Origin of the sequence: Undibacterium sp. (assembly GCF_030683615.1) — a bacterium.
Lineage (GTDB): Bacteria > Pseudomonadota > Gammaproteobacteria > Burkholderiales > Burkholderiaceae_D > Undibacterium > Undibacterium umbellatum.
Genome location: NZ_JAUXQE010000030.1, coordinates 262310 through 287542, shown reverse-complemented (window position 1 = coordinate 287542; position 25233 = coordinate 262310). Strand labels below are relative to the sequence as shown.

Genomic DNA, 25233 nt, shown 5'->3' with positions numbered 1-25233 from the left:
ACATATTACAAGGCTGTGTATGCCATTACGCGATCACTGGCCCCAAAAACAGTACCGTGGCAGGCCCCGTGCGAAAGCTGGGGCTGAGTGCATCTGCCTCTACCATATATGGCATGGCATCGTGTGCAGCTAGGGCAGCTTTGGATGTCCATTTTTCTACCAGTACAAATTTATCTTCATCATCGTCAACGGCATGCATATCGTATTGCAGGCAGCCTGCTTCAGCTCGCACCAGCGGCGCCAGCCTGGTGTATACAGCGATTTGCTCCTTGCTTTGGCCAGGTTTGGTCTGTATCAGGATGACCATCATGAATGCTTCTGACATAAAAATAAATCCAGGTGATATTGAGATGCAAGCTTGCGCAAGCGATTCGCAGAGTGCGCGAAGCGCACTCTGCCTGTGCTATGGAGTACAACAAATCAAACCATATCTTCAGGCCTGACCCAGCCATCAAACTCTTCTGCGGTGACATAACCCAGGGCCAACGCTGCTTCACGCAGGGTCGTGCCCTTGCTGTGCGCTTGCTTGGCAATCGCGGCGGCGCGGTCATAACCGATATAGGGGTTGAGTGCGGTCACAAGCATGAGGGAATTGGCTAGCAATTCCTTGATGCGTGCCCGGTTGGCTTGCATGCCCTGAACGCAATGCTCGTCCAGGCTGGCCATGCCATCCGCCAGCAGGCGGCAGCTTTGCAGGAAGTTGTGGACGATCAGGGGTTTGAAGACATTCAATTCAAAATTGCCGGACGCGCCGCCTATGCTGAGTGCCACATCATTGCCCATCACCTGGCAACATAGCATGGTTACGGCTTCGCACTGGGTAGGATTGACCTTGCCAGGCATGATGGAGGAACCAGGCTCATTTTCTGGTATCTGCAATTCGCCCAGGCCCGAACGCGGGCCGGATGCCAGCCAGCGTATGTCGTTGGCGATTTTCATCAGGGCAGTGGCCAGGGTCTTAAGTGCGCCATGGCTGCTGACCATGGCATCATGGCCAGCCAGTGCCGCAAAACGATTCGGGGCCGCGCTAAAGGCGACACCAGTATCCAGTGTCAGACTAGCGGCAACCAGCTCACCAAAATCTGCATGGGTATTGAGACCAGTACCAACTGCCGTGCCACCTATCGCCAGTTCCTGCAAGGCTGGCAGGGTGTGGCGCAGTGCTTTGTCGGCATAATCGAGTTGTGCCACCCAGCCTGAAATTTCCTGGCCCAGGGTCAGTGGTGTGGCATCTTGCAAATGGGTACGGCCTATCTTGATGATATCGGCAAACTCCTTAGCTTTGATATCGAGACTAGTGCGCAGTTTTTTCAAAGATGGCAAAACTTGTTCTATGACAGCCGCAGCAGCAGCGACATGCATGGCTGTGGGGAAGACATCATTCGATGACTGGCCCATATTCACATGGTCATTCGGATGCACTACCCGGCTCATGCCGCGTGTGCCACCTAAAAATTCAGAAGCGCGGTTGGCCAGCACTTCATTCATGTTCATATTGCTTTGCGTGCCAGAGCCAGTTTGCCAGACCGATAGCGGGAATTCAGCAGCATGTGTACCTGCCAACACTTCCTCCACCGCCTGGGCTATCGCCCCTGCCACTTTGCCATCCAGCAGGCCCAGATCACTATTCACCTGCGCGCAACTGCGTTTGACGCGGGCCAGTGCCAATACCAGTTCTGGTGGCATGGTTTCTGTGGAAATGGCAAAGTGATGCAAGGAACGCTGGGTCTGCGCGCCCCATAATGCATCTGCGGGGACGGCAATTTCGCCAAAAGTATCGCGCTCATTGCGCTGCGCGCCGGAATACTTGGTTTTCATTTGCAACAACTCCTGGGATGAGAGTGGAACTTCATGATAAAAAATCTTGAAAGAATGCTCTCATTCTAGCGGTGATTGCAATAGTCTGCCTGATCGCGGTCTGATATTTTTTTGCTTGCAGTGTTCGTCATCAATACAATCAGCGGCGGAGCAGATATAGCCAAGAACAGACGATACAAAACTCAAATTTTCGCATATTCATGCCGCCACCAATTCGGGGTTGAAGTTGCTCCTCCAGCCAAGTTACGCATTTATGCCTGATGTAGCGTCAACAATTGCTTCAACAATGGCCGCAGGATTGCCTGTCCACGAAGTTGCTCTTTCCAACGCGATGGAATGCCCCCTATGCCGTCGCGGATGCCAGCTATGCCACCAGCAATACAAGCTGTCGTATCGGTATCATTGCCCAGGCGAATTGCAGCACGAACTGCTGCTTCGTAGTTTCCGGCTTGCAGCACCATACGGGCAGAGCGCAAGCTATCGACCACGTAGCCGGAACCATAACCTATTGGCTCATCATCCGGCCGTATCGACCATTCCAGCTCCTCAAGCTCCTGGGGCTTATTGGTATAAATCGTCCGCAGTACTCGCGCAGCCTCATTCCAAGGATCAACAACATCATTCAATACTCTGCGTGCCCAAAGGCAATAGAGTGCACAACAAACTTGTGAACGCAGATGCGCATGGGTAAGTTGCGATTGCAATTGTGCGATGCTGACCAAATCAGAATCTGAGCCACGATGAAATAAAACCAGTGGCAATACGCGCATCAATGAACCATTGCCATTATCATGATCACCGCGCGCACCTGCTTCCAGCGCAGGGGAATTCTGTCGCAGCGCACGAATTGCTTTGCCTGTCGTGATACCTATATCAAAGACAATTCCATCAACCGCCATATAGCCCTGGTCATACCAGAGAACTAGCTTGCGACCTAAGTCATCTGCATCAAATTGCCCACATTCCAGTAACGAGGCAAGCAGGCAAAGTGCTTGTGCGCCATCATCCGACCATGTTCCGGGTGGTACAAGTCGATGTGAACGGTCAAACCCAGAAGGCGGCTGGAACTCTATCAGCTCCGCTGCAGGAATTGCTGATGCATCACGAAACTCGTAGGGGACACCAAGCGCATCACCAATCAGCAAGCCTATCAATGCACCTTCGATGCGTTCTATTTTTGTTGGTTTTTTATCATCAGTAAATGTCCAGTTCCCTTATTCACGCACCAAACCGCACCAGCATATGATCCGTACCCGCCAGCTCTTCTTCGATGATAGCGGCAATCTGATTCCAGTCACCTCTGGCCAGCCCTGCTCCTATCAAGGGATAAGCGATTCGCAGGCCAGAAAATTCCTGCCGCAGGCGGGCAAACACAGTACGAATAGCTGCATACTCTGCCTTGACACCTTTGCCACGCCAGTCATACTGGGTATAGGCATTGACGATGACAAAGCGTGTGTCGCCTCTGACTATGCTGGCGTAGCTGTAACTGCCCAGCTTGGCATGATCTGCAGGCAGGGTTTCCTGGTCGGCTGCATAAGCTTCTGGAAATTGCTTTTTGATGGTCTTGGCGATGCCAGCACCCATGGTGCAAAAGCAATTGCAGCCGTGGACGATGACATCGAACTGACCTTGCAAGGCCAGTGCCAGTAAATCCCCTGTTATCTCTTTCATTGTCTCAACTCTCTGTCAATTGCCTGCTACCAAAGCGCGTATACAAGTCTTCTGCTATGCGTAAAATATCTTCGCGCATGGCAAGCCGTTCCAGCCACTCGGGAGGTATGCCTTCCACGCCGTAGTAAGCACCGGCAAGCTGGCCGGTGATGGCGGCCGTGGTATCAGCATCATCGCCCAGGTTGGTGGCAGTGAGGATGGCGTCCTTGAAGTTATCTGTATGCATGAAGCACCATAATGAAGCTTCCAGCGATTCCACTGAATAGCCGCTGCCGCGTATCTCATCCCTGCTTTTGGTGATGAAGCCGGCCTGGCTGATGGCCAGCACCTTGGGTCCAGTTGGTGTAAATGGCACATCAACAAACAAGTCTGCCTTGCTGCAACCGGCAAACAGGCGGCACAACAACGCCGACAATAACTGGCAGCATTGCATTGCTTCGGGCGCGGCATGGGTGGTACGTGAACTTTCTGCGGCGTAGTGAACGGCGGCAGCAACATCAGGATAGCCAAACATGGCCACTGGTGCCAGGCGCATGAGCGAGCCATTGCCTGCGGTATGGGGATCATCCAGGCCGCAATACGGCTCGCCACTGCTGGCATAGCGCGACAAGGCTGCACGTACAGTATTGCCTATGTCAAAACACAGACCGGTAGAGCTCAGATAGCCCCATTTCCACCAGTTGAGATAACGCCCCATCTGGTCTTTGGCATCGAAGCCATCTTTAGTGAGCAGACTCTCTGCCAGACACAGGGCCATGGAAGTGTCGTCCGTCCATTCTCCAGGCATTAATCCAAACGGCCCGCGACCCACCATGTCGGTGACAGGCGTGAAACTACCACGCGCAGAAAATTCCACAGTCGTACCGACAGCATCACCACAGGCCAGGCCTGCCAATGCGCCAAGATAGCGTTTCCGCAATGAGATTTGCATGTCTTTTTCCTTCCTTAGCGACCAATATGGTCAGTCATTTTTCTGTAATACTTAGAGAATAACCATCTTAGTTTAAATTTGCAACTATCTTAGTTTTAATTTGCAAAAAACATTCAATGCAATTTAATGACCCGAAGGCATTTATAATTCAGAAAACTCGGCCATCGCTGTATTTACTTTTCTCATATGTACCCAAAAAAAAATTTTATCAAGCAGTTTTCAGAGATGGACAGCGAGCATTTACTCGTCAAGCTATCGAGTGAAGACCTGGCCGACAATGCCAGCGATGCGATCCGCGATATTTTGACGGCGCGCGGCATGTCCGTGACCGAGATAGACAGCATCAGCAAGAAAGTCCACAAGGCGCAATATCGGCTAGCGCGCAGGACGATAGAGTGCGATTTTTGCGGCAACTCTGCCCGCCATCATCCAGTGCTGAACGAAGGCCAGCGGTTTTGCTCGAAGAACTGCCTGCACCGTGCCAGGGTCAGCGAGGCTGCGGTTGATCTTACCGAAGCAATGATATTGCAAGGCGCTGGAAAAATTCGTTCTGGCGCATGCCCCATGTGCAGCAGCATGGCCAGCCCCGTCGAGATGCGCTATTCGTACACTGCGATTTCGTACATCATCAAGAGCACATACAATACCAGGACGCGCTTATGCTGTGTCCAGTGTGGCAGGAAAGAAAATCGCCAAGGCATGTTAGTCAGTTTTTTTGCTGGCTGGTGGAGTATTCCATCGGGGCCCATCTATACTATCGCAGCTTTGATTGGCAACCTGAAAGCCATGTTTGAAATGCGTGGTGACGGATTACCCTCAGATGAATTGATAAGCCAGGCCAAATATCAACTGGCGCTAAGTGCTCTCGAAAATCAAGCACAGATGCATTAAGATTGTGCGGGACACGGTTACAAAATGAATCCCAGACCGCCAGCCCCTCCTCTACGCCCTATTCAAAAACTTTCAGGGTTAGGCTCGCGCAAAAAAATTCTCTATTCCTGTCCACCCTTGCTCAACACCAGCAAGCGGTTATTGGCTGGCATGGCGATATCATCCTGCAAGTGCATGCCATGCTGGCTTGCCAGGATCAGAATGTTTTCTATATCGCGTATGCCCATATGTGCGGCTTGTTGTTTGAGTGACGCGTCGAAGTGTTGGTTGCTGGCACTGGTAAATTCACCAGCGTAATTGAAGGGGCCATAAATGAGAAACAAGCCTCTGTTACTCAGCAAGGCTGCGACACCGGCAAACATGAGCTCTACTTCCTGCCACGCCATGATGTGGCAGGTATTGGCGGTGTACACAGCATCAAACTGCGCTTGCGGCCAGGAGCTGATCCCGATATTCAATTCAAATGGTGGCAAGAGATTGGGCAGTGCGGCCTCTGCCATCCAGGCAATGATGCTGGGATGATATTCCTGCCTGTCGCTGGTCTGCCATTGCAGATGGGTCAGTTGCCTGGCGAAGCTCACAGCATGCTGACCGGTGCCGCTACCTATCTCAAGCAGACTGTGACAATCAACCAGGAGAGGCTCTATTGTTTGCAGGATTGGTGTGCTGTTTCTTTCGCAGGCGGCGGAAAACAATTTACTCATCATTCTACTTTCATGTGGCGGTGGTTTGTTGCGACAGCTTGTTGCAATCCTAGCAGCATATGGTGTGTCATTGATGCACGTTCCAGGATATTTTTAGACAATGTCAAGCAGCCGCCATCCCAGCAAATGCATGAAAGTGTATTTTTCTCAGCCATTTTTTTCAAATCTTGACATTTCAAAAGCTTGAGCTTCACACGCAAGTGGTATGCTAAAAATACACTGTGACAGACCCGCAATTCATTTTGCTGCCAGTGCTGACAGGTATTTCTGATGGTGAAAAATGTTGAATCGCTACTTCCCTGCTTGCCTGCTGCCATTTTGTTTTGCATATAATATAGCGTCGGCAGCCCCCAAGTGCCCGTCGCAACCAATCAAGCTGGATCTTCTTGAGCTGGGCATTTACTTCAAATCCGAGCGAGGCAAAGCTGCCGGCAATGGTATAGACCGGGATCTGGTCGATGAACTCAGCAAACGCAGCGGTTGTGCTTTCGATGCCAAAGTGCAGCCACGCGCCCGAACCTGGATAGAAATAAAAGCTGGTCGCATCGACATGATGACGGCAACTCTCAGCACACCTGAGCGCGAAGAATTTCTCTGGTTATTTCCTTACGTACGTGCCCACCATATCATTTTGCTGGGTCCATCTGCACCAAGCACTCTGCATACCCTGGCACAATTCCAGAAAGCCAGTTCGCTTAAATTTGGTGTCATCAGAGGTTTCGCGCACAGCGCCTTTTATGACCCACTCATCGCGGCCTGGATGCAGGAAGACAGGGTCAGGGTGTATCCGGATGAGGCGCATCTGATCAATGCGTTGATACAGGGCGAAGTTGCCGCTGTCACCTCATATCCTGGAGTCTTTCAGTTTTACATTAATGCCAAAGTCAATCCTAACTCTGTACGCATGGTGGATTGGGACAAGGGTAATTTGCAAGTCCTGGGAAATTTCGGGATCAGCAAGGCGCGCTTCAGCGAGGCCGAAGCGCATGAATGGGGCATGCTGATCAAGGCAATACAGTTGGACGGCACTCTACTCAAAATCTACCGCAAATATGTAGGGGCGCGTGAGGCGCACAATATGCTGCCCTGAAATTTTCTCGCTACGCGAACCAAGCTCGCACAGCTATCGTTAATTGTTGATTAGTCACCAGAACAAGATAGCCAGTAATGGTGTAACAAAGAATAAGACAAGCAGATGCCTGCCACATTCTTTTTCTGCTCACTGATGTGTATATTGCATATCGAACGCGCCTATTTTTTCTTTACTGCCAATTGCTTGTGCAGTAAATCAACAGCGACATCCAGAGCCGCATCATTGCCAGGCTCTTGCTTGCCGGGGTCCACGACTATACCGGGGACAAAGTTCTCACGCGGTGTTCCGTTCAGATGGAATAATTTTTCATTCGGGATGCGGACGATGAAACCCGCGTGTGGCAACTTCACTTCACCCAAGGCCCCCAGCAATCCGGCCATGCGGGTGCCGACAATTTTGGCTCTTTGCATGCCATCCAGAGCGATGGTCATGCCCTCACCCATGCTGCCAGTCCAGTGACCTGCCAGTACGACAACAGGTTGTTTGTAGATGAATTTGCCACGCGGGCTGACGTATTCAGCCCAGCTACGCCTGATGCCTGATTCGCGCATCTCTGCCACCAGCTCATGCTTTTGATAAGCCTGGTCCTGGCTGATCAGGCGGCCCATCATGCCACGTGCGACTGTGGTGTTGCCACCACTGGGCGTGTCGCGCAAATCCAGTATCAGTGCCTTGCTGTTTTCCAGCTTGTCCATTGCTTCATCAAAGGCGGCAATCAGGGCGCTATCGCCAAGACTGTTATTGATGCGGATATAGCCTATCTCACCCAGGCTGCGGCTCGATAATGTTGTAGCCGGGCGTTCTACGCCTGGGGTGAATGTCATTTCCTGTACCTGCCCCTGCGCGCTGGCAACCTTGATTTTCACAGCCTGGTTACGCGGACCTGCGAGTGCTACGCGCAAGGCCCAGTCACGCGCTACCGGGTCGGCAGTTGCCAGACTGGACGGGCCAAATTGGGTGACGGCTTGTGCCACCGGCTGCCCGTGCACTTCCAGCACTTTCATACCCACCCGCACGCCCGCACGCTCTGCTGCCGAATTTGCCCTGACATCGGTGATGACGGCATCCTTGCCCTGCCATTCTGCCCACAGGTCTGTGCCAGTCGGCACCAGGCGCGGCGTGGCTGGCAGGCTGGTGGCCAGGTGCGCGTGGGAATCGTATAACTCAGCCACCGCCGCTTCCATCATGGCGACAAAATCCCGCTTGCTGGTGATGGATTTGACTTGCTTGCCATATTTTTCATGCACGGCTTTCCAGTCGGTTTTCCTGGCGTCAAAATAGGCATAGTTTTCATCGACGTACTGCCAAAAGATTTCAAAATCCTGGCTGAAACTGGCGGGCGCGGGTGCTGGGGCGTCGGCAAAAGCAGGCGTGCTCATGCCAAGCACACTGGCAACAGCCAGGACGGACAATAGACGTGGAAATGGGCGCATGAAACTTAATATATTAATGAAGTGAAGGCAGAATTCTAACCGAAAGTGCTGCCTTCTTGCGCCTGGCTCAAAAGACTTGCCATAACTGCCAGAGTGCGAAACCAAAAAGCAGCAAGCCGCCAACCCGATTGATGGTGCCCAGCAAACCCGGCCCGACTTGCCTGCTCAGCAAGGCAACACCGGCACTGAGCATGAACCACCAGATTGCCGACCCCAGGAATACACCCAGCACCATCAGGCCTGCCGCTGCGGTATCAAGTACCTTGGGCCCGGCGATAGTGGCAAACACGGCGATGAACGAGATGATGGTCATGGGGTTGGCCAGGGTCAGTGCAAACACTGAGACAAATACCTTGCCTGAGCGTTGCTGACTCACGCTGGCCGCCTGCCCTGCTTCGCCGCTTTCCAGCAGCAGCTTCACGCCCATCCAGCCGAGGAACAAGGCCCCGCCTATTGCCAGTGGTGTACTCAAGGACACAAAATAATCCGTCACTGCCAACATGCCAAATGCCCCAATCGCACCGTACACAGCATCAGCACAGGCTGCCCCCATGCCGCTGACAAAACCAGTACGCATGCCATGCGCCAGGGTGCGCTGTATGCACAACAAACCTATGGGGCCGACCGGTGCGGCTATCGACAGACCGATCAGCATGGCTTTGAAAAATAGACCTGCTTCCATGAATACACCCACATCAAAAAGAACATGCATCCAGTATGAAGAGTTGCAGCAGGCATTAACATGGAAAAATTAAGGTAAAACTGCTACATTGCCTTCACTATTCTTGTGCATCTACCTGTAAACTTAATATCATGGATATCGACACCAAAGCCTGGAAAATCCTGGCAGCCCTGCAACGCGACGCCCGCATCTCATTGAAAGCACTCGCCGACGAAACCGGCCTGTCACTGCCTGCCACATCCGAAAGAGTCAAACGCCTGGAAGAAGCCGGTGTCATCAAGGGCTACCGGGCAGAGGTAAATGCCGAAGCCATAGGTCTGCAAGTCCAGGCCGTGATCGGCATCACCGTCCCCCAGCCACAAAAATCCAGTCTCATCGCCCACCTCAAATCCTTGCCTGAAGTGCTGGAATGCCTGCATGTGACGGGGCAAGATTCTTTTCTGTTACGCGTTGCAACAAGAGATTTGCGGCACCTGGAAAGCTTTGTCGGGAATATCAACCACTATGGTGAGACGCGAACGTCCATCATCATGTCGGCGCCTATACCTTTGCGGGCTTTGATGCCAGTGGAGGTTAAGTGAATGGTGTGAACTGATAGCAAGACGGTTACTGGTCGTGTTGACGTCGCTGTTGGGTTTGACTCTGGGGTTGCCGGTTGTTTTTGACGTTCGAAGTTCCCATGTGTAGCCGCCGTTTGGGCTGTACAGAAAATGGATCAAGAAGAGCCGCTGTCTGAGCGTAGCGAGTTTCGGATCTTCCCATTTTTTGTACTGCACAAACGGGAACCCCGCAGGGGCGGCTATGCCTGGGTCGCCTTTTTGGCCCACCTTTTTTGGCGAGACAAAAAGGTGGGTAGCTGCCGGTCTACCACCGGCCAGCAATCTTAAATTACGTGTGCAGGTAGTTAAAAACGAACTCAGAAATATCGCTTCGTTTTTTAAGAATACGTTGATCGTAGGGCGAGTGTTGGGCTGATGAAGCGTAGCCCAACCTACTGATTAAACAACTACCGATCAAAAATTTATATCATTCGCAGCATGCAAAGAATGTCACTGGATTCCAGCTAACCCCACGCTGGAGCGCCACCCCGGTGGAATGACGTCTTTAGGATTGAGGTTTATTGAAGAATAGTCAGCTTGGTTAATGTCTTCAAATCTGCAAACCTTCAAATCACGCCTACCAAAATCCCCTGTCCGTTTCCAGCCAGCCCAAACCAACAACACCCCGCATACTCTCTCCATCATTCAACCAACACGCGAGGACACCATGCACATCAGCAGCGAATCCGCCATACTCTATTTCGGCACCCCCGTCATCCTGGTGAGCACTGTCAATGAAGATGGCAGTTTTAACCTGGCCCCTATCTCCTCTATCTTCTGGTTAGGCTGGCGCGCCGTCATCGGTGTAGGGTCGAGTTCACAAACCGCCCGCAACCTGAAAAGAAACGGCCAGTGCGTACTCAACCTGGCATCAGTCAATGAAGTAGCAGCCGTCAACAAACTGGCATTGACGACAGGCTCGGATGCCATGTCGCCATGGAAGGCCGCACGCGGCTACCGGCTGGAGAGAAATAAATTTGAACTGGCAGGACTGACGCCGCAAAAATCAGAAACCGTTGCGGCAGCGCGGGTGGAGGAATGCCTGGTACAACAAGAATGCACGGTCGCTGCCATGCACGGCATAGCCGAAGATGAAGCCATGCTGAAGGGTGGCATACTGACATTCGAGTTGAGGATACAACGCCTGCATGTGGATGCATCGTTACTGCAGGATGGCAATCCTGACCGTATAGACCCGGACAAATGGAAGCCGCTGATCATGAGTTTCCAGAAATTTTATGGTCTCGATAATCAGCAAGTACATGCATCGACCTTATCGACCATACCTGAAAAGGCTTACCGTAGTCCGGATGTCGATAAGGCCCGACAAATACCTGCTTTGTCAGCGTCTTAAATCTTCATCATCGACGCTGTCCTGGGCTTGGACAAAAGTTCAGCGAAGACTTGCCACCGGCTTTGTTCATCGCCGGGCTTGGCGAGTTTTTCTACATAGGCCTTGGTCATATCCTGGCCAAGGTTGTAGTTGATGACGTAGGATCTATGCTTTTCCATGAAGCGCAGACGTTGCCGCGATCGCGCTTCGTCAGACAGGGCGTATTTCATCAGCATGGCGACGGCAGCTTCGGTGGCTATGTCGCCATCGAGATACTGCTTGGCGACCATATTGCCAGCGTAAGTCAGTTTTTGCAGTACTTCCTGCACCTGGTAATAATGTTCGACCTTGGCCGGGTCTATGCCAGCCAGCGGGAACAGGATTTCTTTTTCAAAGGCCAGGCGTTCTGCATGCGGGAAGGCGACTTCTATGCCGTAGTTGGCACTGCCCTCGGCCAGGAAAGACATCGGTGAATACAGGGGATAGACGCTGTATTCTACCCAGGCATTTTCATTGACCAAGTGTTTTTCTATCAGCAGATTGAAGACATGGTGGCCGGGGTAGCCTTCATGGCTGGCCAGGTCGATGGCGCGGCTGATGAACATGGGGAAGTCGGTATTGACCTGTATCAGGCTATAGCTATTGCCCTTGTACCAGTTGTAGGCACTCCAGACCTGGTCCTTGACATATTCAATCTCAAAATTTTCTTCTTCAGGCAGGCTGATATATTTTCTGGTGCGTGCGCGGGATTCATTGATGGCGGCCTTGAACACGACATCGAGCTTGTCTTGCGGGATTTCAAATTGTTTGGCATAGGCACTCAAACGGGTGTTCAAATCACCTGCGCCGGGCAAGAGCTCGCTCAGTTCGGCCAGGATGGGGTCGAAATCTGCCGGGCTTAAATCGGGTGAGCGGGCATCGTACAAGGCGACTGACTCATCATCGAAAGAGAGTTTATTGCCTGCCAGATGGGCGATGTAAGTGCGCACTGCGGCGACATGCAGGCGTAGAAAATCCTGGCGCAGTTCTTGTCCGGTCTCTGCTGCTGGCAGGGACTGTGCCTGTTTCGTCAATTCTTGCGCTTGCTGCAACAAGTCTGCCAGGGGCAGTTTTTGGGATGCTGCCTGCCATTCAGGCGGGCCGTAATAGGCGTCGACATAGCCGGGGTCATGCTGGCCTGTTGCCAGGACGAGTTTTACATAAGCTTCTGCAATCTGGTTCAGTGTCATCAGCGTTCTCCGCATGTATTGATAGAAATATTGTTGCCTGCATTTTACTGCTGTTGGACGCCTGGAGCTTGCTCAAGTTCAGGCTGCTTCGCTCAGTGCCATGTACAAGAATTGACATGCTGTTCAGCTAACACTATATTGCGCTACCGCCCAAGCTCATATATTTACAAAAACTGAAGCAGGGCGTGATATGGCGGAAAATTTGCAGCCTACAAGGATGCACTCACTATCGGGACTTACGCAAAACTGTTATTGCTGGCCCTTGCTATGCATTGGGGCGGTTTTGCGTAGATCCTCATTATAAAAATGGAGGATACATGGCTTTACAACAGCTGGATGATGAACAGATACGCACCTGGACCAGAAGAGAAAAGGATCAATGGTGGTTTGATAATGTCTATCGCAAGGACATGGCGCAACTGACCTTGCGCTCGGCGGTGACGGGCTTCTTGCTGGGCGGCATACTGGCCGCCACTGCACTGTATATCGGTGCCAAGACGGGTATTGGTATTGGTGTTGGTCTGACTTCGGTGATTTTGTCGTTTGCAATTTTCAAGATTTTGCATAGCCTGGGCGTCACAGCCGACTACAGCATCCTGGAAAACAATTGCACGCAATCCATCGCCACTGCTGCCGGTTATATGATCAACCCCATGATTTCCAGCCTGGCAGCGTATATGCTGATCACCGGCAAGATTATCCCCTGGTGGCAGATGCTGGTGTGGGTCATGGTGGTCGCCTTGATAGGCGTGCTGGTGGCTTTCCCACTGAAACGCCGTTTTGTCAATGAAGACCAGCTCCCTTTCCCCGAGGGCCGCGCCTGCGGCGTAGTGCTCGATTCTTTGTATACTGATGGCGCTGGCGGCGGTATGTACAAGGCCAAGCTGTTGGGCTATACCAGTCTGTTCGCTGGCTTGTACCAGATGATAGTCAGCGATGGCTGGATGCGTCTGATCCAGTTCAAGATTTTGCGCATGGATAAATGGGCAGGCATGGTAGAACCATGGTATCTGCACGAACGCCTGGACACTTATTACTATAACGCTGCAATCAAGCTCAACTGGTGGATACCCAAGATCATGGGGACGGATATCCGTCAACTGGGCTTACGTCTGACTGCCGACGTTGCCATGCTCGGTGTTGGCGGCCTGATGGGCATAAGGGTTGCCAGCAGCGTCATGCTGGGTGCCTTCATCAACTTCGTTATCCTGGCACCATGGATGATACAAAACGGTGATATCGCTGCGCGTACCCTGCCAAATGGCACGGTGGTGGCAATTTCCCGTACCGAGATTGTCAATCAGTGGGGCTTGTGGTGGGCAGTGACCATGATGGTGGTTGGCTCCATGGTGGGCTTGCTGGCCAAACCTGAGTTGTTCAAGGCAGCCTTCAAATCCATGACGGGTGGCAGCAAGAAAGAAAAAGATATAGGCCCGGACCCGCTGAAAGACATAGAAGTGCCACTGTGGATTTCTTATGTTGGCGTGCCTATCCTGTGTGCGATTGCTGCCTGGCTGGTCAATACCCTGTTTGGTGTGCCTTACATCATGGCGCTGATCGCCTTCCCGCTGATCTTTGTATTGACCATTATCTGTATCAATGCGATGGCGCTGACATCCTGGGCACCTATCGGTGCGCTGGCCAAGATCACGCAATTCAGCATGGGTGCGATAGACCGCAGCAATCCGGCCAATAACCTGTTGCCAGCCGGCATGACGGCAGATATCGCCTTCAATGCATCATCATTGCTGTCTGATATCAAGCCTGGCTATATGCTGGGTGGCAAGCCGCGTCACCAGGTTATCGGCCATATCATCGGCATTGTCTCTGGTGCACTGGCTTGCGTACCGCTGTTCTTCCTGTTGTTCTTGCCACCAGATGCCAACGGCTTGCGCAGCACGGCGACTATCGTCAGCGAACAATTCGCCTTCCCGTCTGCCTTGCAGTGGAAAGGCGTGGCTGAGATCATTGCCAAGGGCGTGAGCGGCTTGCCAACTTCCGCCATCATCGCGATGGCAGTGGCTGGCCTGTGCGCAGTGTTCATTGAGGTGACCAATGTCATCACTCGTGGCCGCTTGCCGCTGTCTGCTGTCTCCATCGGTCTGGGCGTAGTCTTGCCACCAGAATCCTGCTTCGCCATGTGGATAGGTGCCTTGATATTCTGGTATATGGGCAAGAAAAATTCTGAAAAAGGCACGAAAGGCCATACCTTCTGGGTAGAGGGTTGTGAAGCTATCAGTGCTGGTTTGATCTCGGGTGCGGCTATCCTGGGTATTGGTAATGCCATTATCAATGTGTTGATGTAAGTGCACAGATGAATTGTAGGTTGGGCCGGGCCTCGCTAGGCTGCGGTTTACCAGCCCAACCTACATCGTCTTCCAAGTCTATGCCTGCAAATACCGCAACAACATACTGACCAATTCATTTTTTCCACGCAACTGAAACTCCACCGGTGCCTGGTCTATTACCAGCCTGTGGGTGAAATGTTCTATCGCGTGTACCACAAAATAAGCCTGCATCTGACGGTCAGCAACATCGGCAACGTCATGGCGCTGGCTCAGGCAGCGGGCCACTTCTTCGATCAAAAACTGTTCTGCCTGTTTGGCGGTTTGCCGCAACTGTGCAGGCAGCAAGCCTTCTTCATACAGCAATCTGTGTAAGCCAGGATTACTCTCATGCAGGCTAATCATATGGCCAACGATGTCACGTAATACAAGTTCAAGCGCTTGAGTGCTCGTGCGCAGGGTTTCCAGCAGGCGCACGCTGAGTGCCACGCCCTCGGCCAGATGCTGTTCTGCCAACGCCGTCAGTATCGAGTCCTTGTTGGGGAAGTATTGATAGAGCGAACCTATCGAGACTCCAGCCCGGCTGGCGATACGTGAGGTCGTGCCTGCTGCATAGCCAAATTCGTCGAAAATATGAATAGCTGCTTCCAGGATGGCCTGTACCGTGATCCTGGAACGCTGCTGCGATGGCTGTTTTAAAGGCTGACCGCTTGATTTTTCCATGACAAAAACCAGCTCCCGAATGCGAATAGACAATATGAATGATTATTCATATTATAGTCCGGCACGATTACCGGACTTCACCATGAATATAGACAAAGCACATTCGGACCAGACTTACTGGCATTGCTACCATGACCCTGCCTTGCTGGCACGCGTGCTGGCTGTGGTGCAAACCCGCCATCTGCCATCTACAGGGGTGGAATTGCATATAGACCTGTATCAGCAAACTGACCCGGCAGCGCCGGTACTGATCCTGAACCATGGCGGCGGTGGCTATGGCGGTTTGTTTGTCGGCCTGGCACTGGCGTTTTATGAACAGGGTTATACCGTCATCGTGCCAGACCAGAAAGGCCAGGGTCGCTCTGGCGGTGCCATGGGCGATTTTACGGTGGCCGAGGCCGTGCAAAACATCGTCGACGTAGCCGCCTGGGCCATGCAGGAATTCGCTGGCCCCTTGTATCTGTGCGGTGGCAGCATAGGTGGCGGCCTGACTTATGCAGCAGCAGCCGCAATGGCGAGCCAGGGCAAACCGCCCCTTGCCGCTGTCTGCCTTAACCTGTTTGACTTTGGCGACCCGGTCACCGGCCTGGCCTTTACCCGTTTTGCTGCGCTGGCAAAAATCCCTGGCCTGGCCAGGGCGTGCAGGGCCATGAGCGGCTTGCTGGCAAAACTGGCACCACACCTGCGTCTGCCCTACCGCCCGCTGGCACGTTTTGAAAACATGATGGATGAGCGTGATCTTGCACTAGGCTTTTATGCCAAATGGCAAGCTGATCCGCTGACTTTGCGTACGGTCACGGCACGTTATTTTGCCAGCATGCTTGATACGGCTTTTGCGATACCGCTGGAAGCCAATACTGATGTGCCTGTGCTGGTCATCAACCAGAAGCGCGACAAGATGGTCCAGCCGCAACTGACGCTGGATTGTTACCAGCGCCTGTCAGGTAGGAAAGCTTATGTAGAAATTGACTGGGGGCATTTCTCCTTGCTGCCAGAGTTCAATGCTGAACTGATCACTCAGGGAAAACAATGGCTGGACAAGATAAGCAAATAAGATAGCCACATAAATTAGCTAATCCACCACCGCCGCCCCGGGCGCATAGTAAGTGATTTCAAAACGGATGCCGTCTGCATCTTTCATGAACAAGGCCAGTGAACCACCCAGGTTTTTCAGGTCTGGCACTTCAAATCCGGCTGTTTGCATCGTGTGGCGGATTTGCATGACCTGTTCTGCCGATGTTGCGCCAAAGCCCAGGTGATTCATGCCTGCACCATAGCGCTCGTAGGGGCGGGTATCAGGATGTGCCTGCAAGAACTGGAAAAAGAAACCCTCACCATCAGTCCAGACCTGCGGCTTGCTCTCGACAAAACCCAGTTGCGGCAACAGGCATTCATAATAGGGCATGCTGGTTTCCAGTGAACTCACCAGCAAACTGATATGGTTTATCTTCATTTGCTCACCCCGTTTTTTGTTGGCAGGGGATTGCGCGGGCTTTCGCTGTCCCAGGTTTCTGACAATATCCAGTAGCGCTGGCCATCGAAGTACAACTGGATATTATTGATGCCGCGACTCGTCACTTCGCCATCAGGTGTCTGCCGTGTTTCATAGGTGCTCCAGATGTGGGTGGAGCTGCCAAAGCTTTTCACTTCGCGTGCGATTTCGCGCTCATAAAAACCAGTGTCATAGACAGGCTTGCTCCAGACATGGAATTCTTGGACAGAAAAAACCAGCAGGCGCGGATCGCCATTCTTTTCATGTACCGTGGGAAAAATTTGTGCACGGGGATGATGTAATGAGATATCCCTGGCAATATTGCGCGGCGTATTGGGCGGACCGGAGACAACCTCATAATAGGCGTGCATAATGCCATCGATACTGCTGACATCTGCCGCCAGCGGATAGGTTGTTGCTGGTGCTACTGCGGCGGCAGCATCAGCTCGCATTGGAAATACAGTGATCAACAGCATCAGGCTGGCCAATAACATCACCAGTATCTGTTTGCCAGTTGAGCTGGCGGGGATGGTAAATTGCGCTTGCATACAAACTCCTTTTCAAAGAAGCGCCAGTATCCAGTGCCTGCATATTTGCCACTAGCGACAAATATGCACCAGGGTATAGAGAAAAACTAGTCAGGTAAAAAACATCGTCATGCAAAAAATTCCAGGTTTGAATGATTTACGTATTTTTGAAGCTGCGGGTCGCCTGCAGAATTTTCGCCTGGCAGGAAAAGAACTCAGTCTCACGCATAGTGCGGTCAGCCATCGCATACGCTCACTGGAAGAGCAACTGAGGCTGGAATTATTCGAGCGCCAAAATGGTGTCAGGCTGACCGATGCCGGGCGGGAATTGCATGCGGCAGTCACGCTCTCGCTGGATCAACTGGGCGCGGCAATCGACCGCATCAGCCAGCATCATCGTAGCCCGCGCCAGGTGGTGCGGATTGCCAGCCTGCCCGCTTTTGCTGCATACTGGCTGCTCCCCAGGCTACATGACTTTTATCTCACTCATCCCGATATCTCCCTACAAATACAGGCTAGCATAGAGCTGGCCGAGCTGGGTGAAAACGGGGTTGACCTGGCCCTGCGTTTTCTTGGTAAAAATCCTGGTGCTGGCAACGCAGCCAATGTGCAGGTGCACAAACTGCTGGACGATTATTATTACCCGGTAGCATCACCAGACTTCATCGCCAGACATCAGCCTGCACTGGTCGAAGATTTGCTGACCTTGCCCTTGTTGGTGCATGCCAATACCATAGGTGTAGGTTCGTCCTGGTCAGCCTATTTCAAGGCCCTGGGTTTGCCCGCACAACAGGTTTTGCGCAGTATCAGCTTTGATGATGGCAATCTGGTTTTGCAAGCTGCCGAACATGGCCATGGCATTGCCTTTGAACGTCACAGCCATGTCTGTGGCAGGATCAGGCAAGGGTATTTGCAAAGAGTTTTTGACAGTGGCTTGCATAGCCAGAAGCATTACTATTTACTTTCCACCAGGCAGGGCTTGAACATCACCGCAGTCAAATGCGTGCACGACTGGCTCATCAGCCAGGCGCAGGAGTTCGTGCAGCAAAGCGGGCCCGAGCTGGCACAGGTGCAATGCTTGAATTTATCTGTTGAAGATGAAGTCATGCCATCATCTGTAACGCCGGGCTAAGCAAGTTGCTACAAAAATATACAAACATTGTCAAATATCCTGACATCCAAATGAGCAGCTCGCGCGTTAAGGATAGAACTAGACATGTTACTAGTCATTTTGTTTAACCCAATGCCGGGAAGAAATTCATGCCTGTCTTACATCGCCCCACCCTGCTCGCCAGAGTACGCCGTGCTCCCTTGTTGAAATTCGCGGCGCTGGCCGTGGCCAGCCTGTTTGTACTTACCCCCGTGCATGCCCAGGATGAGCCACCGGGCCGCGTTGCCAGGGTCAGTTACTCCCACGGCAATATCAGCTTTGCCGATGCGGGCAGCAATGACTGGACTGCGCTGATGCTCAATCGTCCCATTTCTACTGGTGACAGCTTGCAAGTGCCCTATGCTGGCAAGGCAGAATTGCGTGTGGGTCCGAATGTCTTGCGCATGCAGGAAAACACCCGCATCAGCTTCAACCTGCTGGACGATGACAATACGCAAATCGACTTGAATCAGGGCGGCATGGTGGTACGTGTGCGCGAGCTCAGCAGCAAAGAAAATTTTGATATACGTACACCAAACATGGTGTTCTCGCTGCAAGAACCTGGCGAATACAAGATCACCGTCAACCCTGACAACAGCACCACGGTACAGGTAAGACGCGGCACCGCGATTGCTCACGGTGAACGCGATACCATCACCATCAGGCAGGGAGAGCAAACTCGCTTCATGGGTAGCAATCTGCAACACAATTCCATAGGCACAGTCTCGCCACACGATGCTTTTGATCTTTGGGCGGCTGACCGTGACCGCGCTGAAGAAAACCTGGAAACCGTGCGCTATGTCTCGCGTGAAGTGATAGGCTACGAACAGCTTGATCAATACGGAGTATGGGAAACAAGCACCAATTATGGCGCAGTCTGGTATCCGCGCCAGGTCAGTGCCAGTTGGGCACCTTACCGTGATGGCAACTGGGTCTACGTCGCGCCATGGGGATGGACCTGGGTAGACCGTGCGCCCTGGGGTTTTGCGCCTTACCACTATGGCCGCTGGGCGTATGTTGGTACTCGCTGGGCCTGGGTGCCGGGTCCGCGACATCACCATCACCGCCCTGTCTATGCACCTGCCCTGGTGGCCTTTGTAGGTGGCGCTCATTATATCCCTCACAAACACGGCTCCAAGCCTTCGGTCGCCTGGTTCCCCCTGGGGCCAGGAGAGGTCTACCGGCCAGGCTATACCCGCAACACCCAGTACATACAACGCCTGAACCAAAGCCTGGTCGTCAACAATAGCGCGACCAGCGGCCGTTACGTCAATCAGGGTGTGCAACATGCCATCACTGTTGTGCCAACTACCACCTTCACGCGTGGTGAACATGTCATGCCAGTCTCGAGCAGCAGGCTGGTGACATCTGGCAGGCAAACCCCGGTTGCGCTGACTGAGGCACCGAGTATCGCGCCAGGCAGCAATAATCGTTTTGGTGAGGCAAGACAGCAAAACTGGCGTGATGGTGACCAGTACCGCCAGAGAAACCTGGTGCTGCCTGCCACCCGCACTGAGCAACGCCTGAATGGGATAAACAATTTGAGTCCAAATGAAGGCCTGCCTGTCTCACGTCCGGCGGAAGTCAACAGCAATCCTACACAAGGCATGCGTCCAGTTGGCGCGGGCCTGATCACGCCGAATACTGGCGTACAAAGCAATAATGTGTATGCACCTCGCCAACCAGCGAATATCGCGCCACAGCCAGGCAATGCTGCCAGCATCAATATTGCGCCTGCGGTGAATGCGCCAACAAATAACAATGCGGCAGCGCCTAACCAGATCAGGCCTGTGGAGAATGGCGATCGAGCACCACGCCCAGGCAGCAACTGGAACAATGAGCCTGCCAACAACCCTGCGAATAACCAGCCTCGCCAGTATGGTAATGGCATGCCAAACAATGGCAATACCATGCCGGGCAATGCCAATGTCTACAATCCACGCACGGCGCAGCCTGCCACAATCAATGTGGTGCCAGCTGTGAATCAACCGGCAACTCAGCATGTAAATCCACCAGTGAACCAGCAGCCGCAGCATACACCATCAACGAATACGCCAGTCAACAATGCCATCATGGGGACACCAAACCCCGGCAGACCGGTAGAAAACAATGACAGGGGAAACCGTCCTGGCAGCACCTGGAATAATAATGGCCAGCAAGAATTGCGTGGGGAAAGACAGCCAGAGCGCAATGTCGACCGTGGCAATGACAGGTCCATAGAACGCCGTCCTTCCATTACTCAGATGGAAAGACCCGTACAACAAGCGCCATTGATACAACCTCCACCTCAGCCGCAACCTATACAGCAAGCACCGCAGATCCAGCAACCTGCCCGCATGGAAAGCAGGCCGGCACCCATGCCCATGCCATCGGCGATGCCAGCGCCTGCGCCACGGGCAATGCCAGCCCCTGCGCCTATGCCCATGCCTGCAGCAGCGCCAGTCCCGAGAGCCATGCCGGCACCGACACCTGCGCCTGCACCAGCGCCCGCAGAAAGATCGAAAGAAAAGGATGATGCACGCAATGCAAAAATGCGTGGCTTGAGTGAACGCTAAAATGTGAACGCAAATAAGTGAACACAATTAAGTGAACGCAAATTTATAAAGCCAGCCAGCCCTTGGGCTGGCTTTTTCATTAGCGGCCTCTCTATCTTCCCTGCCTTGCCCTCGCTACCTTTTACTACATGCTCCTGTCAATCAGTAGCTTGATGATCTGATGCATCGCGGTTTGCGTTGTGACGAATACATGCTGCAGAGGTTTGAATTTTTTGAACTGCATCACAAGTCCCTTGCCCAAACAGGCGTGCCATTCACGGCATGCAAGTTCACTTCGCTCAACGATAAGGAAGACCAGGATGGTTACATCAGACGCTTTACCGCCACTAAGGCAAAGCCCGCAATGCTCAGGATTACCACTGCCAGCTATCCTCGCCAGCATCTGTATTTTTCTTGCCGGTGGCAATGCAAAGGCGCAGACCATACCGCCTGTCTTTGCCGTCACACTTGAGATGCAAGGCATACGCCTGGTATCGCACCAGGCGGCCACGCCACAAAACGCCGTGCAGGAAATCAAACTCCAGCAGCAATTAATCTTGCAACAAGATGGACAGTTCCGCTCTGTCAGTGAATCTGTCTGGCCGGGCAATATCAAGTTTCACTTCCTGTCCACTGGTAACAAGGATGGGTTTGCCACTGTCGATTTGCTGCAATGGCGACAAGGACTGGAAATTGACAGGCGACCTGCCAAGGACGCCCGCAACGCTTATGCCGATTTTCTATTTTTGAGCCCGGCACTGTTGCTTGAGCAAGCCAGCAAACGCACGCCGCTGAATGGGCCAGGTACTGAAAATGATAAATACCAGGAAGTGAGTTTCGATGATGCCGCAGGCCGCCCTGCCAGCATGATCATCGAGCGCATCAGCGGTCAGGTGCAAAGCGCAAAAACTGCAAGCGCGACCTATGAATATGCCGATTACAGCATGCAAGGCGATTTTCTACAACCCCGAAAAATCACCGTAAAAAGTGGCGGCAAGCAGGTAATGCAATGGCATCTCAAGGCACAAGTGGCTGAGCATATCGATGCCCATAGCTTTGACCTGCCTGCTGGCTACATTGAACTACAAGACAAGGGCATCTTGCGCGCCACCTTGATCGCCCCTGGCACCTATAGGGTAGATGGCAGCGAATCCGGTTATCACACCGGTTTCTCTGTCGGTACGCATAGTGTGGCGATCTATGATGCCCCCATCAGCCCGGCAGAAGCTGCCAAAGTCAGGGCGCTCATAGAAAAAACTGCGCCTGGTCGCAAACTGGCCTACATCGTGCTCTCACATACCCATCGCGATCATATTGCCGGTACACCTTCCTATGTGCAGGATGGAGTGCAGATTTTGACGGGCAAGGATGGCACACTGGCGGTGGAGAGGCAGCTAGGCCAGGACGTCGCCAGCAAGGTGCGGGAAATCACAGCCCGGCAAGAGCTGGACCTGGGTGACCGCAGCATACACATTTATCCGCTGGCCAGCAGCCACGCTTCCGACATGCTGGTGGCATATGATAAAGCCAGCCAGACCCTGTTCCAGGGCGACCTGTTTTATCTGCCTGAAGTCGGCCCCATCCCGCCGGTTTTTGATGGAGGGCTGGAACTGGATAGCCTGATGAAACAGCAACAACTCCAGGTACAGCAACTGGTAGGTGTGCATGGCCGTAGCGGTAGCTTGCAAGAATTCCAAAAGGCGCTGGCATTGAGGCGAGCAGAAAAATAAACCCGGGAGGACTTGCGTCCTCCCATTTGTAGAAAACTGTGTCTGCGTGCGTCATATGCAACGCAGTTTGCGTATACTGCTATCGCTCCTGCGGCAATTATTGTAAATTTCAGTAAAGCAAATACCTCGCAATTACCTCACCATTAACTTCCAGCGCCCAGGCAATACACTTTGCACAACAGGATAGTGGTTCAAGATGCACGCGTACAAATCCCTCTTATTCAATATACATATATTGCTGAGAAACTTGCTGACCAGGGTTGTGGTTTGCGTATTGACTCTGTTGGTTGTGCTTGCGCATGCGCAAGCACAAGAATTGCAAATCTTCACAGAAGACTGGCCACCCATCAGTTTTGGCAACGGTACCAAAGCCGAGGGCATGGCAGTCGAAGTGGTGCAAGCCATGCAGGCACATATAGGTAGCAATCAACCCATACAAGTCGTGCCCTGGGCACGCGGCTACAAGGCCTTGCTGGACGAACCGAATACCCTGCTATTCACCGTCGGCAGGTCCGAGGAGCGGGAAAAACTCATGGTCTTGCTAGGTCCCATCGCCATCTCCACCACTTCACTGTACACGCGCAAGGGCAATGCCCTTCGCATACACAGCATGGGGGAGGAGATACAAAAACTCAAGGTCGGTGCTTACCGTTCCAGCATCTTTGCAGACACGGCACGCAAAAAGGGTTTTCAAAATATAGAACAGGCACCAACGCCACAAATCATTGCCAATATGTTGCTGGCCAAACGTTTTGATTTATGGGTGGAAGGCAGCCTGGTAGTTTCTTCTGTGCTCAAGGAAATTGGTCATTCTGCCGATGATGTGGAAAAGGTTAAAGTCCTCGACAGCCTGGAACTGTACCTGGCTTTTTCCACCTCCACGCCACCAGCCACCATCAAGGTCTGGGAAGAAGCCTTGCGCTGGCTGAAGAAAGAAGGTCACTTTGCTCGCATCCATCAAAAATGGCTACCAAACGAGCCGCCACCAATGGCAGTGATCAGGCTGGACCCGCCTGGCAAGCCCTGAATATGGCCTCAGGCCATGACGACATTGTCCAGAGTAAAAGAAAAAGGCGTGGAGTTAGGGCCAGGGCCACCACCGGTCATGACGATATCTGCACTCGCTATACCCAGCAGTGACAATTCGGTGTTGATATTGTATGTAATGGCCGAGTTCATGACTTCACCTTGCATGATCTGAGAAGCTACGCCTATCCAGATTGTTGGCTTGAATTCAAACACGGCTGGCCGATCCCGAGTGATGGAAGTTTTGGTTGCCAGCAATTTCCCACTTTTATAAATGGATGCATTGATAACACCTTTCATCAAATCATTACGGACTTGTACTGCCTTGGCACTGGTGCCATTGCCAGCAGCAACCAGCCTGTCACCGGAAGTCGTTAGCTGCATACTATACAGTTTTCCAAATTCCGCCTCTAATTGCGGGGTAGGGTTACCATAGGAATCACTCGCGCCGACAGTCATGCTCATGGGAAAAGTAAAGGGGTGGTTGTCGCCAAAACCACAGTATTTGATGACCATCCAGGCAACGGACAATTCGTCAAAATCTGTTGCCTCATTTTTTTGGAAGATGATGACATCAGAATTATTGACGTCATTCGAATTATTGATGAAGTTCAGTTGAACATCCATGTCAGGCCCTTTGAATTTAAGGTAAGGTTTTGGCGTACGTATCAGTTATCGTGAAAGACAAACCACGAGCATGACTTCAGACATGTTGAATATTATCCAGAACAAAAGAAAAAGGTGTGGAGTTGGCACCTGGGCCACCGCCGGTCATGATGATGTCTGCACTGGCTACGCCCAACAGAGAAAGTTCAGTATTAACATTCGATAGGATAGCCGAGTTCATGACTTGCCCCTGTTCTACCTGGCTTTCCACACCTATCCAGATGGTGGGCTTGAACTCGAACACCGCTTTTTGTCCCGGTGCAATCGAAGTCAGGGTTGCCAGCAGGGTGCCATCCCGAAAAACAGAGGCATTCACTGCACCTTGCGACAAGGCATTGGCGACATGTATCTGTGTAGGATTTGTTGCGCAACCAGCCTGAGTTAGTTGCGCACCCGAGTTTGTTTGCTCCATCTGCAATAACGCGCCATTTTTTGCAGCAAGTTGAGGCGTGTAATTACCCCAGGAATCACTGGCAGAGACAAAGGTTGCCACTGGAAAGCTAAAGTGGCGACTATCACCAACGCCGAGATTTTGTATCACCTTCCAGGCAACCGCCAATTCATTGAAATTGCTCGCGGCATTTTTTTGAAAAATCACTACGCTGGAGTTATTGCTATCATTCGATCGGTTGATGAGGTTAAGCTTGATATCCATATGCAGCCTTTACTTTCTATAATGGGTGACTCATTTCGTGGATGAAATAAATACTTTT

25 protein-coding genes are annotated in these 25233 nt (G+C 52.3%); 10 read left to right on the top strand and 15 right to left on the bottom strand.

Annotation, left to right across the window (positions count from 1 at the left end):
• Window positions 1–25: 25 nt before the first annotated feature.
• The 5 genes from Q8K39_RS15785 to Q8K39_RS15765 form a co-directional block, all read right to left on the bottom strand.
• Entirely contained in the window at window positions 26–325 is a 300-nt protein-coding gene (locus Q8K39_RS15785) for a putative quinol monooxygenase (protein WP_305261644.1), read from the bottom strand.
• Between the two features lie 95 nt (window positions 326–420).
• Window positions 421–1818 (bottom strand): class II fumarate hydratase, encoded by a 1398-nt coding sequence (fumC, locus tag Q8K39_RS15780; RefSeq protein WP_305261643.1) that lies wholly within the window; start codon window positions 1816–1818, stop codon window positions 421–423.
• A 251-nt stretch (window positions 1819–2069) separates the two neighbouring features.
• The gene (locus Q8K39_RS15775) at window positions 2070–2972 is read right to left on the bottom strand and encodes an ADP-ribosylglycohydrolase family protein (RefSeq protein WP_305261641.1); all 903 of its coding nucleotides are present in this window, start codon (window positions 2970–2972) and stop codon (window positions 2070–2072) included.
• Between the two features lie 64 nt (window positions 2973–3036).
• Window positions 3037–3492: a macro domain-containing protein gene (locus Q8K39_RS15770; protein ID WP_186953384.1), complete on the bottom strand. Its 456-nt coding sequence runs from the start codon at window positions 3490–3492 to the stop codon at window positions 3037–3039.
• Window positions 3493–3496: 4 nt separating this feature from the next.
• Complete coding sequence (locus Q8K39_RS15765; RefSeq protein WP_305261637.1) at window positions 3497–4423, bottom strand: ADP-ribosylglycohydrolase family protein; 927 nt, start codon at window positions 4421–4423, stop codon at window positions 3497–3499.
• 225 nt (window positions 4424–4648) lie between these two features.
• On the opposite strand from Q8K39_RS15765, the gene Q8K39_RS15760 reads away from it, so the two are divergent.
• Window positions 4649–5314: a hypothetical protein gene (locus Q8K39_RS15760; RefSeq protein ID WP_305261636.1), complete on the top strand. Its 666-nt coding sequence runs from the start codon at window positions 4649–4651 to the stop codon at window positions 5312–5314.
• Between the two features lie 101 nt (window positions 5315–5415).
• Here Q8K39_RS15760 and Q8K39_RS15755 read toward each other — a convergent pair whose 3' ends face one another.
• Together Q8K39_RS15755 and Q8K39_RS15750 are read right to left on the bottom strand one after the other, a co-directional pair.
• Window positions 5416–6021, bottom strand: a complete 606-nt coding sequence (locus Q8K39_RS15755) for a DUF938 domain-containing protein (RefSeq protein WP_305261634.1) — start codon at window positions 6019–6021, stop codon at window positions 5416–5418.
• Window positions 6018–6335 (bottom strand): hypothetical protein, encoded by a 318-nt coding sequence (locus tag Q8K39_RS15750; RefSeq protein ID WP_305261632.1) that lies wholly within the window; start codon window positions 6333–6335, stop codon window positions 6018–6020. The genes Q8K39_RS15755 and Q8K39_RS15750 overlap by 4 nt, the downstream gene beginning before the upstream one ends.
• Between Q8K39_RS15750 and Q8K39_RS15745 the strand changes: the two genes are divergently transcribed.
• On the top strand, window positions 6299–7108 hold the full coding sequence (locus Q8K39_RS15745; protein WP_305261629.1) for an ABC transporter substrate-binding protein: 810 nt from the start codon (window positions 6299–6301) through the stop codon (window positions 7106–7108). The two genes, Q8K39_RS15750 and Q8K39_RS15745, sit on opposite strands and share 37 nt — an antisense overlap.
• Before the next feature lie 161 nt (window positions 7109–7269).
• On the opposite strand, the gene Q8K39_RS15740 is transcribed toward Q8K39_RS15745, so the two are convergent.
• Both Q8K39_RS15740 and Q8K39_RS15735 read right to left on the bottom strand, forming a co-directional pair.
• Window positions 7270–8544 (bottom strand): S41 family peptidase, encoded by a 1275-nt coding sequence (locus Q8K39_RS15740; RefSeq protein WP_305261628.1) that lies wholly within the window; start codon window positions 8542–8544, stop codon window positions 7270–7272.
• Window positions 8545–8611: 67 nt separating this feature from the next.
• Window positions 8612–9226: a LysE family translocator gene (locus tag Q8K39_RS15735; RefSeq protein WP_305261627.1), complete on the bottom strand. Its 615-nt coding sequence runs from the start codon at window positions 9224–9226 to the stop codon at window positions 8612–8614.
• A gap of 131 nt (window positions 9227–9357) precedes the next feature.
• Here Q8K39_RS15735 and Q8K39_RS15730 point away from each other — a divergent pair, with 131 nt between their 5' ends.
• Window positions 9358–9807, top strand: coding sequence for an Lrp/AsnC family transcriptional regulator (locus tag Q8K39_RS15730; RefSeq protein WP_305261626.1), 450 nt, complete (start codon window positions 9358–9360; stop codon window positions 9805–9807).
• A gap of 685 nt (window positions 9808–10492) precedes the next feature.
• A complete protein-coding gene (locus Q8K39_RS15725; RefSeq protein WP_305261734.1) occupies window positions 10493–11179 on the top strand; it encodes a flavin reductase family protein in 687 nt (228 codons plus the stop codon).
• Here the strand turns inward: Q8K39_RS15725 and Q8K39_RS15720 are convergent.
• Window positions 11176–12387 carry a hypothetical protein gene (locus Q8K39_RS15720; RefSeq protein ID WP_305261625.1) on the bottom strand — a complete coding sequence of 404 codons (1212 nt, stop codon included), beginning with the start codon at window positions 12385–12387 and terminating at the stop codon, window positions 11176–11178. The two genes, Q8K39_RS15725 and Q8K39_RS15720, sit on opposite strands and share 4 nt — an antisense overlap.
• Window positions 12388–12704: 317 nt before the next feature.
• Here Q8K39_RS15720 and Q8K39_RS15715 point away from each other — a divergent pair, with 317 nt between their 5' ends.
• On the top strand, window positions 12705–14693 hold the full coding sequence (locus tag Q8K39_RS15715) for an OPT family oligopeptide transporter (protein ID WP_305261624.1): 1989 nt from the start codon (window positions 12705–12707) through the stop codon (window positions 14691–14693).
• 78 nt (window positions 14694–14771) lie between these two features.
• Here Q8K39_RS15715 and Q8K39_RS15710 read toward each other — a convergent pair whose 3' ends face one another.
• Window positions 14772–15395, bottom strand: a complete 624-nt coding sequence (locus Q8K39_RS15710; protein ID WP_305261622.1) for a TetR/AcrR family transcriptional regulator — start codon at window positions 15393–15395, stop codon at window positions 14772–14774.
• A gap of 82 nt (window positions 15396–15477) precedes the next feature.
• Here Q8K39_RS15710 and Q8K39_RS15705 point away from each other — a divergent pair, with 82 nt between their 5' ends.
• A complete protein-coding gene (locus Q8K39_RS15705; RefSeq protein ID WP_305261620.1) occupies window positions 15478–16449 on the top strand; it encodes an alpha/beta fold hydrolase in 972 nt (323 codons plus the stop codon).
• Window positions 16450–16467: 18 nt separating this feature from the next.
• Here the strand turns inward: Q8K39_RS15705 and Q8K39_RS15700 are convergent, their stop codons facing one another.
• On the bottom strand, window positions 16468–16848 hold the full coding sequence (locus Q8K39_RS15700) for a VOC family protein (RefSeq protein WP_305261618.1): 381 nt from the start codon (window positions 16846–16848) through the stop codon (window positions 16468–16470).
• Window positions 16845–17435, bottom strand: coding sequence for a hypothetical protein (locus tag Q8K39_RS15695; protein WP_305261616.1), 591 nt, complete (start codon window positions 17433–17435; stop codon window positions 16845–16847). The genes Q8K39_RS15700 and Q8K39_RS15695 overlap by 4 nt, the downstream gene beginning before the upstream one ends.
• Window positions 17436–17544: 109 nt before the next feature.
• On the opposite strand from Q8K39_RS15695, the gene Q8K39_RS15690 reads away from it, so the two are divergent.
• The 4 genes from Q8K39_RS15690 (at window position 17545) to Q8K39_RS15675 (ending at window position 23855) form a co-directional block, all read left to right on the top strand.
• Complete coding sequence (locus tag Q8K39_RS15690; protein ID WP_305261614.1) at window positions 17545–18546, top strand: LysR substrate-binding domain-containing protein; 1002 nt, start codon at window positions 17545–17547, stop codon at window positions 18544–18546.
• 128 nt (window positions 18547–18674) lie between these two features.
• A complete protein-coding gene (locus Q8K39_RS15685; protein WP_305261612.1) occupies window positions 18675–21119 on the top strand; it encodes a DUF6600 domain-containing protein in 2445 nt (814 codons plus the stop codon).
• Between the two features lie 299 nt (window positions 21120–21418).
• Window positions 21419–22828 (top strand): MBL fold metallo-hydrolase, encoded by a 1410-nt coding sequence (locus Q8K39_RS15680; RefSeq protein WP_305261609.1) that lies wholly within the window; start codon window positions 21419–21421, stop codon window positions 22826–22828.
• Between the two features lie 274 nt (window positions 22829–23102).
• On the top strand, window positions 23103–23855 hold the full coding sequence (locus Q8K39_RS15675) for an ABC transporter substrate-binding protein (RefSeq protein ID WP_305261608.1): 753 nt from the start codon (window positions 23103–23105) through the stop codon (window positions 23853–23855).
• A gap of 8 nt (window positions 23856–23863) precedes the next feature.
• Here the strand turns inward: Q8K39_RS15675 and Q8K39_RS15670 are convergent, their stop codons facing one another.
• Both Q8K39_RS15670 and Q8K39_RS15665 read right to left on the bottom strand, forming a co-directional pair.
• Entirely contained in the window at window positions 23864–24481 is a 618-nt protein-coding gene (locus tag Q8K39_RS15670; protein WP_186953363.1) for a hypothetical protein, read from the bottom strand.
• Window positions 24482–24557: 76 nt separating this feature from the next.
• Entirely contained in the window at window positions 24558–25175 is a 618-nt protein-coding gene (locus Q8K39_RS15665) for a hypothetical protein (RefSeq protein WP_305261606.1), read from the bottom strand.
• Window positions 25176–25233: the final 58 nt, after the last annotated feature.

Bases quoted from the DNA above. Each gene is read 5' to 3' on its own strand.
- Q8K39_RS15680 (WP_305261609.1), top strand. From the start codon at position 21,419: ATGGTTACATCAGACGCTTTACCGCCACTAAGGCAAAGCCCGCAATGC.
- fumC (WP_305261643.1), bottom strand. From the start codon at position 1,818: ATGAAAACCAAGTATTCCGGCGCGCAGCGCAATGAGCGCGATACTTTT.
- Q8K39_RS15730 (WP_305261626.1), top strand. From the start codon at position 9,358: ATGGATATCGACACCAAAGCCTGGAAAATCCTGGCAGCCCTGCAACGC.
- Q8K39_RS15785 (WP_305261644.1), bottom strand. From the start codon at position 325: ATGTCAGAAGCATTCATGATGGTCATCCTGATACAGACCAAACCTGGC.
- Q8K39_RS15685 (WP_305261612.1), top strand. From the start codon at position 18,675: ATGCCTGTCTTACATCGCCCCACCCTGCTCGCCAGAGTACGCCGTGCT.
- Q8K39_RS15705 (WP_305261620.1), top strand. From the start codon at position 15,478: ATGAATATAGACAAAGCACATTCGGACCAGACTTACTGGCATTGCTAC.
- Q8K39_RS15690 (WP_305261614.1), top strand. From the start codon at position 17,545: ATGCAAAAAATTCCAGGTTTGAATGATTTACGTATTTTTGAAGCTGCG.
- Q8K39_RS15670 (WP_186953363.1), bottom strand. From the start codon at position 24,481: ATGGATGTTCAACTGAACTTCATCAATAATTCGAATGACGTCAATAAT.
- Q8K39_RS15720 (WP_305261625.1), bottom strand. From the start codon at position 12,387: ATGACACTGAACCAGATTGCAGAAGCTTATGTAAAACTCGTCCTGGCA.
- Q8K39_RS15715 (WP_305261624.1), top strand. From the start codon at position 12,705: ATGGCTTTACAACAGCTGGATGATGAACAGATACGCACCTGGACCAGA.
- Q8K39_RS15710 (WP_305261622.1), bottom strand. From the start codon at position 15,395: ATGGAAAAATCAAGCGGTCAGCCTTTAAAACAGCCATCGCAGCAGCGT.
- Q8K39_RS15725 (WP_305261734.1), top strand. From the start codon at position 10,493: ATGCACATCAGCAGCGAATCCGCCATACTCTATTTCGGCACCCCCGTC.
- Q8K39_RS15745 (WP_305261629.1), top strand. From the start codon at position 6,299: ATGTTGAATCGCTACTTCCCTGCTTGCCTGCTGCCATTTTGTTTTGCA.
- Q8K39_RS15695 (WP_305261616.1), bottom strand. From the start codon at position 17,435: ATGCAAGCGCAATTTACCATCCCCGCCAGCTCAACTGGCAAACAGATA.
- Q8K39_RS15760 (WP_305261636.1), top strand. From the start codon at position 4,649: ATGGACAGCGAGCATTTACTCGTCAAGCTATCGAGTGAAGACCTGGCC.
- Q8K39_RS15700 (WP_305261618.1), bottom strand. From the start codon at position 16,848: ATGAAGATAAACCATATCAGTTTGCTGGTGAGTTCACTGGAAACCAGC.
- Q8K39_RS15750 (WP_305261632.1), bottom strand. From the start codon at position 6,335: ATGGCAGCAGGCAAGCAGGGAAGTAGCGATTCAACATTTTTCACCATC.
- Q8K39_RS15765 (WP_305261637.1), bottom strand. From the start codon at position 4,423: ATGCAAATCTCATTGCGGAAACGCTATCTTGGCGCATTGGCAGGCCTG.
- Q8K39_RS15755 (WP_305261634.1), bottom strand. From the start codon at position 6,021: ATGATGAGTAAATTGTTTTCCGCCGCCTGCGAAAGAAACAGCACACCA.
- Q8K39_RS15735 (WP_305261627.1), bottom strand. From the start codon at position 9,226: ATGGAAGCAGGTCTATTTTTCAAAGCCATGCTGATCGGTCTGTCGATA.
- Q8K39_RS15740 (WP_305261628.1), bottom strand. From the start codon at position 8,544: ATGCGCCCATTTCCACGTCTATTGTCCGTCCTGGCTGTTGCCAGTGTG.
- Q8K39_RS15770 (WP_186953384.1), bottom strand. From the start codon at position 3,492: ATGAAAGAGATAACAGGGGATTTACTGGCACTGGCCTTGCAAGGTCAG.
- Q8K39_RS15665 (WP_305261606.1), bottom strand. From the start codon at position 25,175: ATGGATATCAAGCTTAACCTCATCAACCGATCGAATGATAGCAATAAC.